The 16,559-nt window shown below is 69.2% G+C and carries 19 protein-coding genes; 12 read left to right on the top strand and 7 right to left on the bottom strand.

The genetic code is table 11. The features are described from left to right. The first annotated feature begins 41 nt into the window (after positions 1 to 41). The 8 genes from ABIB15_RS09155 (at position 42) to ABIB15_RS09120 (ending at position 6,751) form a co-directional block, all read left to right on the top strand. Entirely contained in the window at positions 42 to 881 is an 840-nt protein-coding gene (locus ABIB15_RS09155) for an endonuclease/exonuclease/phosphatase family protein (RefSeq protein WP_354477260.1), read from the top strand. After that, positions 878 to 1,240 (top strand): GntR family transcriptional regulator, encoded by a 363-nt coding sequence (locus ABIB15_RS09150; RefSeq protein WP_354477257.1) that lies wholly within the window; start codon positions 878 to 880, stop codon positions 1,238 to 1,240. The genes ABIB15_RS09155 and ABIB15_RS09150 overlap by 4 nt, the downstream gene beginning before the upstream one ends. A 35-nt stretch (positions 1,241 to 1,275) precedes the next feature. After that, on the top strand, positions 1,276 to 2,700 hold the full coding sequence (locus ABIB15_RS09145) for a DUF2252 domain-containing protein (protein ID WP_354477254.1): 1,425 nt from the start codon (positions 1,276 to 1,278) through the stop codon (positions 2,698 to 2,700). A gap of 63 nt (positions 2,701 to 2,763) precedes the next feature. Further along, on the top strand, positions 2,764 to 3,234 hold the full coding sequence (locus ABIB15_RS09140) for a Dps family protein (protein WP_354477251.1): 471 nt from the start codon (positions 2,764 to 2,766) through the stop codon (positions 3,232 to 3,234). A 48-nt stretch (positions 3,235 to 3,282) separates the two neighbouring features. Next, on the top strand, positions 3,283 to 3,738 hold the full coding sequence (locus ABIB15_RS09135; RefSeq protein WP_354477248.1) for an SRPBCC family protein: 456 nt from the start codon (positions 3,283 to 3,285) through the stop codon (positions 3,736 to 3,738). 94 nt (positions 3,739 to 3,832) lie between these two features. Beyond that, positions 3,833 to 4,897: a LolA family protein gene (locus ABIB15_RS09130; RefSeq protein WP_354477245.1), complete on the top strand. Its 1,065-nt coding sequence runs from the start codon at positions 3,833 to 3,835 to the stop codon at positions 4,895 to 4,897. Continuing rightward, entirely contained in the window at positions 4,894 to 5,913 is a 1,020-nt protein-coding gene (locus tag ABIB15_RS09125) for an ABC transporter ATP-binding protein (protein WP_354477242.1), read from the top strand. The genes ABIB15_RS09130 and ABIB15_RS09125 overlap by 4 nt, the downstream gene beginning before the upstream one ends. Beyond that, complete coding sequence (locus ABIB15_RS09120) at positions 5,903 to 6,751, top strand: ABC transporter permease (RefSeq protein WP_354477240.1); 849 nt, start codon at positions 5,903 to 5,905, stop codon at positions 6,749 to 6,751. Before ABIB15_RS09125 ends, ABIB15_RS09120 begins: the two co-directional genes overlap by 11 nt. A gap of 6 nt (positions 6,752 to 6,757) precedes the next feature. Here the strand turns inward: ABIB15_RS09120 and ABIB15_RS09115 are convergent, their stop codons facing one another. Next, positions 6,758 to 7,195: an Lrp/AsnC family transcriptional regulator gene (locus ABIB15_RS09115; protein WP_161884852.1), complete on the bottom strand. Its 438-nt coding sequence runs from the start codon at positions 7,193 to 7,195 to the stop codon at positions 6,758 to 6,760. A gap of 213 nt (positions 7,196 to 7,408) precedes the next feature. Between ABIB15_RS09115 and ddaH the strand changes: the two genes are divergently transcribed. The 3 genes from ddaH (at position 7,409) to ABIB15_RS09100 (ending at position 10,687) form a co-directional block, all read left to right on the top strand. Further along, positions 7,409 to 8,182: a dimethylargininase gene (ddaH, locus tag ABIB15_RS09110; RefSeq protein ID WP_502908936.1), complete on the top strand. Its 774-nt coding sequence runs from the start codon at positions 7,409 to 7,411 to the stop codon at positions 8,180 to 8,182. Then, entirely contained in the window at positions 8,179 to 9,405 is a 1,227-nt protein-coding gene (rocD, locus tag ABIB15_RS09105; protein ID WP_354477232.1) for an ornithine--oxo-acid transaminase, read from the top strand. Before ddaH ends, rocD begins: the two co-directional genes overlap by 4 nt. 76 nt (positions 9,406 to 9,481) lie before the next feature. After that, positions 9,482 to 10,687 (top strand): kynureninase, encoded by a 1,206-nt coding sequence (locus ABIB15_RS09100; RefSeq protein ID WP_354477229.1) that lies wholly within the window; start codon positions 9,482 to 9,484, stop codon positions 10,685 to 10,687. 28 nt (positions 10,688 to 10,715) lie between these two features. On the opposite strand, the gene ABIB15_RS09095 is transcribed toward ABIB15_RS09100, so the two are convergent. The 6 genes from ABIB15_RS09095 to ABIB15_RS09070 form a co-directional block, all read right to left on the bottom strand. Further along, positions 10,716 to 11,660, bottom strand: coding sequence for a hypothetical protein (locus tag ABIB15_RS09095; protein WP_354477226.1), 945 nt, complete (start codon positions 11,658 to 11,660; stop codon positions 10,716 to 10,718). Positions 11,661 to 11,705: 45 nt separating this feature from the next. Then, positions 11,706 to 13,526, bottom strand: a complete 1,821-nt coding sequence (locus ABIB15_RS09090) for a glycoside hydrolase family 15 protein (RefSeq protein ID WP_354477223.1) — start codon at positions 13,524 to 13,526, stop codon at positions 11,706 to 11,708. Further along, entirely contained in the window at positions 13,523 to 14,392 is an 870-nt protein-coding gene (locus tag ABIB15_RS09085; RefSeq protein ID WP_354477220.1) for an alpha/beta hydrolase family protein, read from the bottom strand. Before ABIB15_RS09085 ends, ABIB15_RS09090 begins: the two co-directional genes overlap by 4 nt. Continuing rightward, on the bottom strand, positions 14,389 to 14,706 hold the full coding sequence (locus tag ABIB15_RS09080; RefSeq protein WP_354477217.1) for a hypothetical protein: 318 nt from the start codon (positions 14,704 to 14,706) through the stop codon (positions 14,389 to 14,391). Before ABIB15_RS09080 ends, ABIB15_RS09085 begins: the two co-directional genes overlap by 4 nt. A gap of 17 nt (positions 14,707 to 14,723) precedes the next feature. Then, the gene (locus ABIB15_RS09075; RefSeq protein ID WP_354477214.1) at positions 14,724 to 15,449 is read right to left on the bottom strand and encodes a flavodoxin family protein; all 726 of its coding nucleotides are present in this window, start codon (positions 15,447 to 15,449) and stop codon (positions 14,724 to 14,726) included. 114 nt (positions 15,450 to 15,563) lie between these two features. Beyond that, positions 15,564 to 15,995: a nitroreductase/quinone reductase family protein gene (locus ABIB15_RS09070; protein WP_354477211.1), complete on the bottom strand. Its 432-nt coding sequence runs from the start codon at positions 15,993 to 15,995 to the stop codon at positions 15,564 to 15,566. 41 nt (positions 15,996 to 16,036) lie between these two features. On the opposite strand from ABIB15_RS09070, the gene ABIB15_RS09065 reads away from it, so the two are divergent. Next, positions 16,037 to 16,546: a DUF3817 domain-containing protein gene (locus tag ABIB15_RS09065; protein ID WP_354477209.1), complete on the top strand. Its 510-nt coding sequence runs from the start codon at positions 16,037 to 16,039 to the stop codon at positions 16,544 to 16,546. Positions 16,547 to 16,559 lie beyond the last annotated feature (13 nt).

The raw sequence follows: 16,559 nt of genomic DNA, 5'->3' as shown, positions 1-16,559 counted from the left end.
GAACGGAATTGTTACGCCGCTGCCGACCGTACTCTTGGACGATGACGGATGCTCCGCTGGTGGGCCCGGCCGAGGCCCCCGATCTGCACGTGATGAGCTATAACATTCGCCGGCGGATGCCGCACGTGAACCCCCGCAGCAGCGACAACTGGTCCCACCGGATGGGACTGGTGCAGCGGCTCCTGCTGAGCGAGCGGCCGACGCTCCTCGGCATCCAGGAGGCGCTGCCCGACCAGCTGCTGTTCCTCGCCGACACGCTCGGCACCGACTACCGTTTCGTCGGGCACGGCCGCCGGGCAGACCACAGTGGCGAGCACTCCGTGATCTTCTACGACACGCGCCGGCTGGAGCTGCTCCACTGGAGCCAGAGGGCGCTGTCCGACACCCCCGCGCTGGCCGGCTCGGTCACCTGGGGCAATCAGATTCCCCGCGTGGTCGTGCGCGCGACCTTCCGCGACACCGCCACCGGCACGGTGTTCCTCTCCATCAACACCCACTTCGACCACGTCCATGCCCGGTCGAGGGAGCGTTCCGCCGAGGCCATCAGGGAGCTCGTCAAACGCAGCACGGTGCCAGCCGTGGTCATCGGGGATTTCAATGCGGATGCCGGCGGCGCGGAACACCGCGTGCTCGTCGCGAAGGGGCTGCTGCGCGACTCCTGGCGGGCCGCCCACGAGAGGCTCAGCGACGAGTGGGGCACCGCTCCGCATTATCACGCACCGACGCGGGGCGGGAAGCGCATCGACTGGATCCTCGTCGGAGGCGCCTTCGAGGTTGTGAAGGCGGCCATCAATGTGACCCGGTACGACGGGTCGTGGCCGTCGGATCACGCACCAGTGCAGGCCCTGATCAGGGTAATCGAGGAACGGAGAGAACCATGAATCTCGCGATCGACGCCGCGTCGAGCATGCCGCCGTTCGAGCAGATCCGGGTGCAGATCATCCAGGCGGTGCGCGCCGGGACGCTCGTGCCAGGGGCGAAGCTGCCGACCGTGAGGGGTCTCGCCGACGAACTCGGCATCGCACCCAACACCGTGGCCCGCAGCTACCGTGAGCTTGAGCGCGACGAGGTCATCGAGACGCGCGGACGACGGGGCACCTTCATCGCCGCAACGGGCGACGCCACCCAGCGCCAAGCGCAAGCGGCGGCGACCGTGTTCGCGCAGCGCATCCGCGAGCTGAGGGTGGAGCCGGATGCCGCCCTCGACCTGGCCAGGGCGGCGTTGAGCGCCGACCGCTGACCCGCGGGTCGCTGTCGGGGTGGCACCATGGTGCCATGGCAAAGAATGGGGATCCGAACGGCCACGTCGTGCATGCCGCAGTAAGCGGTGACGACTACGGCTCACTCCGGCGCACCCCGACCCCGCGAACCGAGCGGTATGCGCTCGGCAAGCGCATGCGGAAGGCAGTGCCACGGTCCTCCCTTGCCGACTGGGAGCCGACCGTCGACCGAATTGATCCGATCGACCTCGTGCTCCAGTCCCATGAAGGGCGGCAGGAGCGGCTGATCCCCCTGCGGGTCGGACGGATGATTGCCTCGCCCTACGGATTCCTGCGCGGCACGGCGATCGTCATGGCGAACGATTTCGCGGCCCTGCCGGCGACGGGCATCACCCCGGTGATCTGCGGCGACGCCCACGTGGGCAACTTCGGCTTCTACGCTTCGCCCGAGCGTGACCTCGTCATCGACCTCAACGACTTCGACGAGGCGCATCCCGGGGCCTGGGAGTGGGACCTGCGTCGCCTCGTCGCGAGCATCTGGGTGGCCGGACGGCAGAATGCGTTCACCGAGGAGCAGTGCCGCACGGCCGTGGAGTCCTGCGTGCGCGCCTATCGCGAGCACGTGTGCGAACTCGCGGAGCAGTCGTTGCTCGACCGCTCCTTCCAACGGCTCGACGTCGACCGGCTGCACGCCGTGACGACCGATCTGTCCCTGCACAAGGGCATCGACAAGGCAGCGGAGCGTGCCAGACGTCGCACGAGCGACCGCGCGGTTCCGCGATTCGCGACCGAGGAGAACGGCAGACGGCGCATCGTCGAGGAGCCGCCGCTCATCTCGCATCTGAGCGACGACGAGTCGGAGCTGGTCGCCGAGGCGCTCGACGGGTACCTCGAAACCCTCGCGCCGCACTGGCGGCGCGTGCTCGGCGGCTACACGCTGCTCGACATCGCCAACAAGGTCGTCGGCGTCGGCAGCGTCGGCCTGCGCGCCTTCGTGGCGCTGTGCGAGGGCTCGAGCCCCGACGACGTGCTCTTCCTTCAGTTGAAGCAGGCCAGGCGCTCGGTCATCGCGCCATTTGTGCACGGCGGCTCCGCCTGGCACGCGCACCAGGGCCAAAGGGTCGTCGAGTACCAGCAGGCACTGCAGACCGTGAGCGACCCGCTGCTGGGCTGGGCGACCGTGGAGGGCCGCCAGTACTACGTGCGGCAATTTCGCAACATGAAGGGCACGATCCCGCTCGACGCGATCGGGGCGGCGGCGATGGCCGACTACGTCACGGTGTGCGGCCGACTGCTCGCGAAGGGCCACGCGCGCACGAGCGGCGCCTCGATGATCGCGGGCTACGCGGGCAAGGGCGACAACCTCGATCTCGCGTTCGCCAGCTTCGCGCGCGCCTACGCCGACCAGACCGAGGCGGACCACGCGAGCCTGGTCGTCGCCGTGCGTCGCGGGCGGCTCCCCGTCGACCGCGGCGTCTAAGCGCCTCACAGGTAACACCCAATTCCGCTTGCTTTGGTGGACTACCAACCGGAAGGAACACGCATGAAAGCGTCACAAACGCTCGATGACAATCTCCAGAAGGTCCTCGTCGACCTGATCGAGCTCCACCTGCAGGGCAAGCAGGCCCACTGGAGCGTCGTCGGCAAGAACTTCCGCGACCTCCACCTGCAGCTCGACGAGATCATCGACGCGGCCCGCGAGTTCTCCGACCAGGTCGCCGAGCGCATGCGCGCCCTGCACGGGATGCCGGATGGGCGCAGCGAAACCGTCGTCGCCCGGACGACCCTGCCGAAGTTCCCCGGAGACGAGGTGGACACGGCGAAGGTCGTGGACCTCATCACCGAGCGGCTCGAGGCGACCGTGGCAACCATTCGCGGCGTGCACGACGAGATCGATGAAGAAGACCCGACAAGTGCCGACATCCTGCACGCGATCATCGAGAAGCTCGAGCAGTTCGCCTGGATGGTCAGTGCCGAGAACGCGAAGCCGCGCACGCGCGCCAGCAAGAAGTAGCAGCGCCCCCTCCAGATCTACCGGCACCAACAACCGAAGGAGCATGAAATGACCCAGGTTATCGAAGCAATCGACGTCGACGTTCCCGTGGGCATCGCCTACAACCAGTGGACCCAATTCGAGTCCTTCCCGCAGTTCCTGAGCTTCGTCGAGTCAATCAAGCAGATCGACGACACGCACACGCACTGGAAGGTCAAGATCGCCGGCGTGGAGCGCGAATTCGACGCGACGATCACCGAGCAGCACGCGGACGAGCGTGTCGCGTGGAACAGCACCGGCGGCGACGAGGACCACGCGGGCGTTGTCACCTTCCACAAGCTCAGCGACACGAGCTCACGCGTCACCGTGCAGCTCGACTGGGAGGCCGAGGGGTTCCTCGAGAAAGTCGGCGCTGTCTTCGGAGTCGACGACCACGTCATCAAGTCCGACCTGAAGCACTTCAAGAAGTTCATCGAGGACCGCAGCGCCCCGACGGGCGCGTGGCGCGGCGACGTGGCGCGCTGACCACCAGCGGTCACCGTCCGACGGGCCCCAGGGGCGTAACTTCGGGTTGCTTCTGGGCCTGTCGCCGTCTGTGGCCCGGGCGTAGCCTAATGGGATGAATTCCCGGTGGCTGCCCGCTGCGATCATTCCCGCCGTCATCGTCGGCGGGGCCATCCTCGCGCCGCTCGGTGCCACGGCCGCCGTTGACCTTCCCGACGTCTCTCCCGGCGAGCTCCTCGAGCTCGTCGCCACCTCCGACGTCGATGCCTTCTCCGGCACGATGGAGCAGAAATCCGCCCTCGGCCTCCCGGACCTGTCGGGCGTCTCCGGCCCGCGGACCGGGTCCGAGCCGGACATTTCCTCGGCCCTCGAACTCCTCACGGGATCGCACACCGCACGCGTCTTCGTCAACGGCCCGGACCTCGCCCGGGTGCAGGTCTTCGACCAGCTCGCCGAGCGCAACGTCGTCCGCAACGGCGGCGAGCTTTGGGTCTACGACTCGAGCGACCGCACCGCGACGCACGTCCTGCTCCCCGCCGACTACGCCGAGGGCGCCGCGAAGTCGATGCCGGATGCCGGTGCGGCGCCGACCCCGGGAGAGCTCGCCGACCGGGTGCTCGCCGAACTTGATCCGACCACGGTCGTCACCGTCGGCACCGACGCGACGGTCGCCGGGCGCCCCGCCTACGAGCTCGTCCTCACCCCGCGGGACACGCAGACGCTCGTCGGCTCCGTGTCAATCGCGGTCGATTCCGGGACCGGCCTCCCGCTGGCGTTCGAAATCGTGGCGAGCGGGCAGGACGCCCCCGCGTTTCGCGTGGCGTTCACGCAGCTGACGCTGGAGAGCCCCGACGACGACTTGTTTGCGTTCGCGCCTCCGCCCGGCGCCACCGTCACCGAGTACACCGTGCGCGCGGGGCCGAAGCCCGACGCCGACACCGCGGAGGCCCCCGACCACACCGTGTCGGGCGAGGGATGGAGCTCAATAGTCGAGCTGCCGGCGGCGGACCTGCCCGCTGGCCTCGTCGAGTCGCCGGTCTACACCGCAGCGACCGAGCCGGTGGACGGCGGCCGGCTCCTGAGCACGGCCCTCGTGAATGTTCTGCTGACCGACGACGGACGCGTGTTCGCGGGGGCGGTGTCGCCCGAGCAACTGCTGGATGCGGCCATCGGTCGGTGACGACCACCGGCGACCGTGAGCTCGCGATCGAGACGAGTGGGCTGACCAAGCGTTTCGGCAGCCAGACGGCCGTGAACCAGATCGACCTCGCCGTCCCGCGCGGCTCGGTGTTCGGATTCCTCGGGCCCAACGGCTCTGGCAAGACCACGAGCATCCGCATGATGCTCGGCCTGGTCGCCCCCTCGAGCGGCGAGGTGCGCGTGCTGGGCAGCGAGGTGCCCCGGCATCTGCCGGAGGTGCTCCCCCGCGTCGGGGCTCTCGTCGAGGGACCCGGCTTCTACCCCTTCCTGTCGGGCTCGGCAAACCTGCGCCGACTCGACAGCGCCGATCGGGGCGCGCCCTCGGCCACCCGCCGCGCGCGGGTCGACGCGGCCCTCGACCGGGTCGGGCTCAGCCACGCGGCGGGCAAGAAGGTCGGGGCCTATTCGCTCGGCATGAAGCAGCGCCTCGGCATCGCGAATGCCTTGCTGGTCCCACGCGAACTCCTCGTGCTCGACGAGCCGACGAACGGACTGGACCCGCAGGGCACCCGGGAGGTGCGCCATCTCATCCGCACGCTGACCGACGGCGGCACGACCGTCTTCGTCTCGAGCCACCTGCTGGCCGAGATCGAGCAGATGTGCACCCATGCGGCGGTGATGAGCGTCGGCGGACTCGTCGCGCAGGGCACCCTCGACGAGCTCCGCCGGGTGGGGGAGGCACGCATCCGCCTGCTCACCCCCGACGGCGCGGGGGCGATGCGCGTTCTCGCGCGGCTCGGCCTCGAGTCGAGGACCGCCCCGGAGCCCGACGCCGGCTTCCTCGTCACCGCGACGCTGGCGCCATCGAGCGGAGCGGATGCTGCGGAGGGAGCCTCGGCCCCGGGTGGCGGGCCGGGTGGACTCCCCGCCCCGGAGGCCATCGTCGCGGCGCTCGTCGTCGACGGTGTGCGGGTGCGCGGCTTCTCGGTGCAGCGGGCCAGCCTCGAGGAGCGCTTTGTCGCGCTGACCGGCGAGGGGTTCGACATTGCCCAGTGACGTGTCGGCAGCGCCCCGCGGGGAGTCGGGCGGGGCGCTGCTGCGCTCGGAGCTGTGGGTGCTGTTCCGTCGCCGGCGCACCTGGGCGCTGCTTCTTGCGCTCGCCGCCATCCCGATCCTGATCGCCGCCGCCATCCGGCTGTCGTCGTCGCCGCGTCCCGGCCGCGGACCCGCCTTCCTCGACCAGGTCAGCCAGAATGGGCTGTTTGTCGGTGTGACGGCGCTGATCGTGGCGATCCCACTCTTCCTGCCGCTCACGATCGGCGTCGTCGCGGGCGACACGATCGCCGGCGAGGCCAGCCACTGTACCCTCCGCTACCTGCTGATCGCGCCCTCCGGGCGGGTGCGGCTGCTCGTCGTGAAGTACATCGGCGCGGCGGCGTTCTGCGTCGCGGCGGCGCTGACCGTCGTCGTCGCCGGAACCGTCGTCGGCGCGCTGCTCTTCCCGGTCGGACCTGTCACACTTCTGTCGGGCACGACGATCGGCGTCGGCGAGGCGCTCGTGCGGTTCCTCGCCATCGCCGGCTACGTCACGGTCTCGCTGCTCGGGCTCTCCGCCATCGGCCTGTTCTTCTCCACCGTCACGGATGTGCCGGTGGGCGCGATGGCGGCCACCATAACGCTCGCTGTCGCGGCGCAGATCGTGGGGGCGCTGCCGCAACTGGAGTGGCTGCACCCGTGGCTGTTCAGCCACTACTGGTTGGGGTTCGTCGACCTGCTGCGGGATCCGATCTCCTGGGCGTCATTCGGCGACAACGCCCTGCTCCAGGCCGGGTACATCGCAGTATTCGGGGCGTTCGCCTACGCACGTTTCCTCACGAAGGACATCCTGTCCTGAGGCGGGTCAGTCGTGCTGTCGGTGGATGAGCCGGGAGAGCACGATCGCGCTGCGCGTGTGGTCGACGTTGGGGGCGATCCGCACCTTCTCCAGAGCGAGTTCAAGCGACGGGATGTCGCGTGAGCGCATGTGCACGATCGCATCCGCCGACCCCGTGACGGTTCCGGCATCCACGACCTCCGGTACCCCGGACAGGATGCGGCGCAACTCGTCGGGGGCGACCGTGCCGCGGCAGAACAGCTCGACGTAGGCCTCGGTCGCGAGCCCGTCGACCGCCGGGTCGACCTGGATCGTGAAGCCGCGGATGACCCGGTCTGCCACGAGACGGTCGACGCGACGTTTGACGGCGGAGGCGGAGAGGCCGATGACCTCCCCGATGTCGCCGTACCCGGCGCGGGCATTCTGGCGGAGAAGATCGATGATGCCGTGGTCGAGACTGTCCATTAGGCGACTCTACGCGGAATACTTGTGCACACCACGAGCATGATGGTGATTTCGTGCGCTCTTCTGCCGAAAAAATCGGATGTGTGCGTGCGAGACTGGAGCGACCCCCGCACATCCAGACTCACGAAGGAGCCTTCCGTGTCGGCCACAAGCCCCGCGACAGACGTCGCCCCCGCCACCCCCGCCCGCATCGCAACCAAGCGCACAGTGCTCATGTGCAAGCCAGAGTTCTTCACGGTCGTCTACCGGATCAACCCGTGGATGGACCCGGCGCTGCCGACCGACACATCTCTCGCCGTGCGGCAGTGGCAGTCGCTCTACGACACCTACATTGGCCTCGGCTTCGACGTGCACCTGATCGACCCCATCGACGGGCTGCCCGACATGGTCTACGCGGCGAACGGCGGCTTCGTCATCGACAACATCGCCTACGGCGCGAGCTTCACCTATCTGGAGCGCCAGCCCGAAGGCCCCGCATACATGGACTGGTTCGGCGCCAACGACTTCGATGTGCGCGTTCCCGAGAACGTCAACGAGGGCGAAGGCGACTTCCTTCTCGTCGGCGGCGTGATCCTCGCCGGGACCGGTTTCCGCAGCGCCTCGAACAGCCACGAGGAGATCGCGAGCATCTACGGCCGCGAGGTCGTCACCCTCAACCTCGTCAACCCGAGCTTCTACCACCTCGACACGGCGATCGCCGTGCTCGACGACGAGAACATCGCGTACCTGCCGAGCGCCTTCGACGAGGAGGGCCTCGCGACATTGCGCGCACGGTTCCCGGATGCGGTGCTCGTGAACGAGGAGGACGCGTCCGTGCTCGGGCTCAACTCCTTCAGCGACGGATACAACGTCGTGATTGCATCACGGGCGACCGACTTCGAGCGCCAGCTGCGCGAACGCGGCTACAACCCCATTGGCGTCGACCTCTCCGAGCTGCTGCTCGGCGGCGGCGGGGTCAAGTGCTGCACCCTCGAGCTCCGACGATGACGGCCACCACGCATCCGAGCGGAGCGGACCTCGTCCGACTCGAGGACGAGCACCTCGCGCACACCTACCACCCGCTCGATGTCGTCGTCGAGAGTGGCGAGGGCGCCTGGGTGACCGACGTCACCGGACGCCGGTACCTCGACTGCCTCGCCGCGTACTCCGCCGTGAACTTCGGCCACTCCCACCCGGTGCTGGTCGCCGCGGCGAAGGCCCAGCTCGACCGGATCACCCTGACGAGCCGGGCGTTCCACAACGACCAGCTCGGCCTGTTCGCCGCGGCGCTCGCAGAACTCGCCGGCAAGGACATGATCATCCCGATGAATACCGGCGCCGAGGCGGTCGAGTCCGGCATCAAAGTCGCCCGCGCGTGGGGCTACCGGGTGAAGGGCGTAGCGCAGGACAAGGCGAACATCATCGTGGCGGACGGCAACTTCCACGGGCGCACCACCACGATCATCAGCTTCTCCGGCGACGCGGTCGCGACGACCGACTTCGGTCCGTTCACCCCGGGCTTCATCAGCGTCCCCTACGGCGATGCCGAGGCAATCGAGGCCGCGATCGACGAGAACACCGTCGCCGTGCTCGTCGAGCCCATCCAGGGGGAGGCCGGCATCATCATCCCGCCCGCCGATTACCTGCCGCGGGTGCGCGAGATCACCACCCGCCGAAACGTGCTGTTCATCGCGGACGAGATCCAATCCGGCCTCGGCCGCACGGGAGCCACGTTCGAGTGCGACAACGTCGGCGTCGTGCCCGACCTCTACCTTCTCGGCAAGGCGCTCGGCGGCGGCATCGTGCCCGTCTCGGCTGTCGTCGGCAACCGCGACGTGCTTGGCGTGCTGAGCGCGGGCGAGCACGGCTCGACCTTCGGCGGCAATCCGCTCGCCGCTGCCGTCGGCACCGCGGTCGTCGGCCTGCTCGCGACGGGCGAGTACCAGGAGCGGGCCAGGATGCTGGGAGCCCGCCTCGAAGCCGGCCTGCGGCGCCTGATCGGACACGGCGTCGTCGCCGTCCGCGCCTCCGGGCTGTGGGCCGGGATCGACATCGACCCGGCGCTGGCCACCGGGCGCGAGGTCTGCGAGCGGCTGCTCGAGTGCGGCGTTCTCGTGAAGGACACCCATGGCTCGACCATCCGCCTGGCGCCGCCGATCGTCGTCGAGCCGCAGGACCTCGATTTCGCGGTCGACCAGCTCGAGGCAGTGCTCCTCGAACTGCGCGGCTGACCCGCCCGCGACGGAGTAGAGGGCTTGCGCGGCCTGCCGATGCCCCCGATGGGGGGTGCGCGTTTAGGCTGGGCGAATGAACTCCTCAGAATCCCTCGATTCCGCCGATCCCCTCGCGCGTTACCGCGGACTCTTTCTTCGTGACGCCGGCGTCGTGTCCTACCTCGATGGCAACTCGCTCGGCCGGCCGCTCACGGCGAGCATCGAGCGAGTGCAGCGGTTCATGACCGAGCAGTGGGGCTCGCGCCTCATTCGCGGCTGGGGCGAGCGCTGGCTCGAGCTTCCCACCCGAATCGGCGACGATCTCGGGCGGGTCGCGCTCGGTGCGGCGCCCGGGCAGGTCGTCGTCGGAGACTCCACGACGGTACTGCTCTACAAGCTCATCCGCGCGGCGGTCGATGCCCGACAAGACCGCACCGAGATCATCATCGATCGCGAGAACTTCCCGACCGACCGCTACGTAGTCGAGGGCATCGCGGCCGAGCGCGGCCTCACCGTCAGCTGGATCGGCGGCGAGTCCGACCCGGAATCCGACGCCGGCGTCACGGCCAAGCGGCTCAGCAAGAAGCTCAGCGACAAGACCGCCGTCGTCGTGCTGAGCCACGTCGCCTACCGCTCCGGCTACCTGGCCGAGGTGCCCGCACTCACCGAGCTCGTCCACGCCGCCGGCGCCCTGGTCGTCTGGGACCTCAGCCACTCGGTCGGCGTCGTGCCGACGCAGCTCGACGCGTGGGGCGTCGACCTCGCCACCGGCTGCAGCTACAAGTACCTCAACGGCGGACCGGGCGCGCCCGCATTCGCCTACGTGCGTGCCGACCTGCAGGCCGAGCTGCGCCAGCCGATCCAGGGCTGGATCGGCTCGCGGAGCCCGTTCGAGATGGGCCAGGGCTACGCGCCGGCCGACGGCATCCGCGGGTTCACGAGCGGCACGCCGCCGATCATCGGAATGCTCGCGATGCAGGACATGATCGCCCTCATCGAGGAGGTCGGCATCGATGCGATCCGCACCAAGTCGGTCGCGCTCACCCGCTACGCCGTGCAACTCTCCGCCGAGTTGCTCCCGGACGCCCGCCTGGCCTCACCGAAGGACCCGGCCCGTCGCGGATCGCACATCACGCTCGACCGTGACGGCTTCGACCAGGTCGTGCCGAAGCTGTGGGCGCAGGGCATCATCCCCGACTACCGCGAGCCGAACGGCATCCGCATCGGGCTCTCGCCGCTGTCGACGAGCTTCGCCGAGGTCGAGCTCGGCATCTGGGCCATCCGGCACCCGGGGGCCTGAGGCCCGGGGCCGCCGCCGCCCGTTTTGTTCAGTCCCTGCTGATCTGCAAGGTCAGCTCCGCCCCCGTCCAGGTGACCGTGATGTTGCCGGTGCCCATCGTCACACCGGCCTGGGCGAAGTCCTCCGCGCCGATACAGGACGACCCGCCCGACCCATCCTGACCCGAATACGACAGCAGGCAAAAGTCAGCGTTGAGGGTGCGGCCGACCCAGACGCGTCTGCCGTCGGTCCCCGTGTGCACGAGTCGTGTCGATTCGGGGTCGATGCCCTCGAAGGGCAGCGGATAGGCGTCCTCGGCCGTCTGCTCGCCCCGGAACCATCGGTCGGCGGGCGAGATGTCGCCCGTGGCCTCCCCGTCACGCACGGCAGGATCGCGAAAGTATGTGATCGGGCTTGGGCCGGCGTCGACGGGCGCGGGCGGCGCACCCGCGATGAGGTTGTCGCCGCCAGCGCCCACGGCTATTGCGGCGACGATGACCACGACGGCCAGCGCGGGGCGCACCCAGCGCGGGAACTGCCGAGATACCGGTGCGACTGCCGGAGAGGTGGGGGCGCCGACTGTGCTCCTGTCCTCGGCCGTCGCCGCGGCGGCGCTCTCGGCGGCGGCTCCCGACGCGGCTCGCCCCTCGGCATCCCGCTCGAGGACGACCGCGATCGCGCGGTCGAGCGCGGCCGAATCGGCACCCGCGCTCTCCACCTCCCGGCGCAGGGCCACGAGCGCGACTGCGGCAGCGGCCTCGGCGGCGGGGCCGTCCGGACGGGCGAACGCCGAGCGGCGGTGCCGGTCGAGGCGTGCGTTCCGCTCCGGGTCGGCGACATCCCCTCGCAGCAGCGCAGCCAGTGCGTCGGTCGCGGCACCGCGCCCGGTGTACGCCCCGTCGAAGGCGTCGCGCGCCGCTGCCTCCGTGTCGATCAGCGCCGAGACGGCCCGCGCTCGCTCGACGCGCTCCCTGGCTGCTCTGCCTGTCGCCATGGTGCGAGCGTACAGGGGGCTCGTTCCCGCCCCGCCCGGCACGGGTCAGTTGGAGCGTTCCGCCTGCTGGATCGACCAGGCCGCATTCACGAGCCCGACGTGGCTGAAAGCCTGCGGAAAATTGCCGAGCTGCTCCCCGGTGGCTGAGTCGATCTCCTCGGCGAGCAAGCCGACGTCGTTGACGTGGCTCACCGCGTTCTCGAACACCGCACGGGCCTCGGCCAGTCGTCCTGCATCCGCCAAGACGCGCGCCAGCCAGAAGGTGCAGAGGAGGAATGTTCCCTCGCTCCCGCTGACCCCGTCGACACCCGACTCGGGCTTGTAGCGGTAGACGAGCCCGCGCGCATCGGAGAGTCCGTGGATGATCGCGTCCACCGTTGATGCCACGCGCGGATCGGATGCAGGGAGGAACCCCACGATCGGCAGCATGAGTGCCGCAGCGTCGAGCTCGGGCGAGCCGAACGATTGCGTGAAGGCTCCGATCTGCGCGTTCCACCCCTGGTCGAGAATGGCGGTCCGGATCGTCGCCGCTGTCGCGGACCACTCGTCGACTCGATGGCCGGCGTGCAGCTGGTCAGCCATCCGCACCGCGCGATCGAGCGCGACCCAGCACATGAGCTTCGAGTAGAGAAAGTGTCGGGGCTCGCCGCGGATCTCCCAGATGCCGTTGTCCGGCCGCTCCCAGTGGCTCGCGGCGGCGTCGGCCAGAGCAGCCAGAAACTCGCGGGTCGCGGGTTCCATCTTGCCCAGCTGGTGCCGGAGCTGGAAGGCTGCGTCGAGCAGTTCGCCGTAGACGTCGAGTTGCGGTTGCGCCCATGCTCCGTTCCCGACCCGCACCGGGCCGCTCCCGCGCCATCCGGACAGCTGCGGGAGGATGCGTTCGGAGAGGTCGTGCTCCCCGCCGATGCCGAACATGATCTGCAGATGACGCTCCGGCCGGGAGTGCGCGGCGGCGGCCGTCATGAAGTCGAAGAATTCGTGAGCCTCGTCGGGGCACGCGGCGACCCATAGCGCCTTCATCGTGAAGCTCGCGTCGCGCACCCAGGAGTACCGGTAGTCCCAGTTGCGCTCACCGCCGACCTCCTCCGGCAGCGAGGTCGTGGCGGCGGCGATGATCGCGCCGGTGGGCTGGTAGCTCAGTGAGTGAAGCACCCGCCCCGAGTGGCGGACGAGGCCCTGCCAGGGACCGTCATAGGTCTGGTGGATCTCCGACCAGTCCCGCCACGCCGCAATCGTCGTGTCCAGCGCGGCCCCGATCTGGTCTTGGCTCAACGCCCCGGGTAGAGGATGGCCGAGCCTGGTGCGCTGCAGGGCGAAATTGCGGCTCTCGCCCGCCTCGAGCGTGAACCGCACCCGGATCTCCCCGTTCGACGCGGTGGCCGGCACCGGGATGGTCAGGGTGAGCCGGCCCGAGCCGCCGGTGGCCACGAACCCGGACTCGATCTCGCTGAACGCGGGCACGACCAACCCGTATTCGGGGCGAGGCCGGCACGTCGTCTCGACGGTGACCCGCCCGCTCGTGCAGCGCACGCTGCGAAGCAGGGTGTGCGAGGCGTTCTCGCCCATGCGGTGCGGGTCGGAGGAGTCCCCCAGGTCGAGAGCATCGAGCAGTTCGAGGGTGCCGTTGACCGTGTGGAAGGTCGTGCGCAGTGCCATCGTCCCCTCCACGTACTCCCGCGTCGAGGTCGCCGTTTCGGTCGGCCCGATGGCCCAGTGGCCGGCGTCGTCGTCCAGCAGGGAGGCGAAGACGGACTCGCTGTCGAACCGGGGGAAGCAGAGCCAGACCACTGAGCCGTCGCGCGTCACGAGGGCGGCGGAATGCCGGTCGGACAGCATCGCGTGGTCGGCGATCGGTAGAGAGCTCACGCCGGTACCCCCAGGTCGACGTCGCCGGTGGACTCCGGATCAGCCGGGCCGAGGATTGTCGAGGGGCCCGTATCGGTGCCGATGGGCAGCGGCTCGTCGGCGGTCAGGGCGTAGCGCCCTGCCCACGTCGCGAGTATCGCGGCCGCGTATGCCGCGTCGGCGGGGCTGGTCAGAAGATGGTCCGCCCCGTCGAGGGCGACGAAGGACTTCGGATGCCGGGCAGCCTCGTAGATGCGCCGTGCGTTGTCCACGGCGACGATGGAGTCGGCGGGGGAGTGCATCACGAGCAGTGCTGCGCCCAGCTCGCGGATGCGTTCGGCCTGCGGCTGCGCGGCGATGTCGGTCAGGAACTGCCGGCGCACGCGGAAGGTGCGGCCGGCGAGGACGACCTCGGCTTCGCCGCTCGCCTCGATCTCGGCCCGGCTCTCGCGGAGCAGATGCGAGAGATGATCCGGATCGGCCGGAGCACCGATCGTGACGACAGCTCGGACCTCGGGTATCCGATGTGTGACGGCCAGTACGGCGGTGCCGCCCAACGAGTGCCCGATCAGGATGGACGGGGCGGCGTACCTCTCGCGGAGGAAATCGGCGGCGAACTCCAGGTCCTCCATATTGGAGCTGAAGTTCGTGTTGGCGAATTCCCCACCGGACTTGCCCAGCCCGGTGAAGTCGAATCGCAGGACCGCGATTCCGAATTCGGTCAACGCCCGCGAGATCCGGGCGGAGGCAAGTGCGTCCTTGCCGCAGGTGAAGCAGTGTGCGAGCAGCGCGTAGGCGCGCGGCGGGGCCTCAGGGAGGTCGAGGCGGGCCGCCAGAAGGGCGCCGTGCGACCCGGGGAACTCCAGGTGCTCGCTCCGCCCGATCATGCCGGCCCGGTTCCACCGGTGACCGCGAGACGGAGTCGATCGATCGACGGGAGCCCCGCCAGACCATTCTCTGTGTAATAAACCCGGCAGGCGAGATCGGTCGTGCGTCCTCCGCCGGGGAACGCGTCGACCCCGTCGATCAGAATGGTGGGTGAGCCGGAGAAGGGCACCTGGGCAGCATCCTCCGGCGAGGCGAGGAGCCGAAAGTCGATTCGTGCACCCGAAACGCCAGCCTCGTCGAGCGCAATCCGCACTCGCCGGCCGGCCTCCTCCCAGTTCGGGCATTCGTCGATGTGGAGTATCTCAACCTTCACGAAACGCCTTCACCTCGTCAGCGGTATTCCGGGTTGGCCTCGAACCCGGAGCGTTTTCCGTCGTCCCACGCCTGCTGGATGTTGCCGTAGGCGGGAATACCGCCGGCGTCCTTGAGCATCCGCGCCAGGTGGAGGAGGTTCCAGGTCATGAACGTGGTGTTGCGATTGGTGAAGTCGTTCTCGGGGCCGCCGGAGCCGGAATCGAGGTAGCTCGGCCCGGGGCCGACCTCGCCGATCCAGCCGGCATCGGCAGCAGGCGGAATCGTGTAGCCGATGTGCTGGAGGCTGTACAGGATCGACATGGCGGCATGCTTCACGCCATCCTCGTTACCTGTGAGGAGCGCGCCCGCCGTCTTGCCGTAGAAGGTGTACTGGCCCTTCTCGTTGAACAGCCCGCTCATCGCGTAGAGGCGCTCGATGAGCTGACGGGTGACCGAGGAGTTGTCGCCGAGCCAGATCGGCCCGCCGATGACGAGGATGTCGGCGGCGACGACGATGGGCCACACCTCGTCGAACCACCCGTCAGTGGCCCAGCCGTGTTCGCGCATGTCGGGGTAGATCCCGGTGGCGATGTCGTGGTCGATGAAGCGCACGTTGTCGACGGTCACGCCCTGGGCCCGCATGAGGGCGGCACTCTTGTCGATGAGGCCCTGGGTATGGCTCTGCTCCGGGCTCTTCTTGAGGGTGCAGTTGATGAAGACCGCCTTGAGGTCGCTATAGGTCGTGGGGGTCTCGTCAGGCAATGGGCTTCTCCTTCATCGGGGATCGCGAGCACGAGCGCACCCGCCGTGGTGACACCCTAAACGTGCCAGGTGACTGTTGACGGTGACCCGGGACAGATTGCCCCACGTAGGCAGTTAAGGCAGCGGCTCAAGGAGCACGAGCGGGATCTCCCGCTCCGTGCGGCGCTGGTAGCCGGCGTAGTTGCGGTACCGGCTCGTGACGAGCGGCCACATGCGGGCACGCTCGTCGGGGGTGGCGACCCGCGCGATTCGGGTCTCGGGGGCGCCGCCCTTGATGACGACGCCGACGCGCGGCTCGTCGCGCAGGTTGAGAAACCAGGCCGGATGCGTGTCGTCGCCGCCGCGGGAGGCGACGATCACGTAGGTGTCGCCCTCGACGAGCGGCGCCGTCAGCATCGCCGTGCGGGCCTCGCCGCTCTTGCGGCCCGTGGTCGTGAGTTCGATCACAGGCATGCCCATGGCGTGCCAGCCGACCCGTCCGCCACTGAGCTTCAGCAGCAGGCGGTGCACAGTGTTCATTGCTCGGAGGGCGGAGTCTGTGGGCACGGTGCGAGTCTACGGCCGGGCGCCTCGAAGGATAATGGAGCATGCCCGAATCCGATCCGACCACCGATCTGACAACCGTCGCGGCCCCCTCCCGGCTCTCGCCACGTCGCCTGTACCGCACGGTCGCGATCGCCGAGGCCGTGACCTGGACACTGCTCATCACCGGGATGATCCTCAAGTACGTGCTCGACGCGGGCGATGTCGGCGTTCGGGTGGGCGGGTTCCTGCACGGGTTTGTCTTCCTCGCCTATGGCATGACGGCCGTTCTCGTCGGGCTCAACCAGCGGTGGAGCGTGGGGCTGATCGCCGGTTCGCTGCTCACCGCGGTCGTCCCGTACGCGACCGTGCCGTTCGACCGTTGGCTCGAGCGCAGGCACCTCCTCGACGGGGCGTGGCGCCGGGCGGCATCCGACGATCCTCGCGACGGCACCGCGGTCGATCGGATGTTGCGCGGCGTGCTGCGCCATCCGGGGCTGCTCGCCGCCGGGTCGGCCGTCGCGCTCGTCGCGCTCTTCGCGACGCTGCTCGCGCTGGGGCCTCCCGGGCGCTGAGGCCGGGCGCTGG

It is taken from the genome of Marisediminicola sp. UYEF4 (assembly GCF_040546025.1).
Lineage (GTDB): Bacteria > Actinomycetota > Actinomycetes > Actinomycetales > Microbacteriaceae > Marisediminicola.
This window is presented reverse-complemented; position numbering and strand designations above follow the sequence as displayed.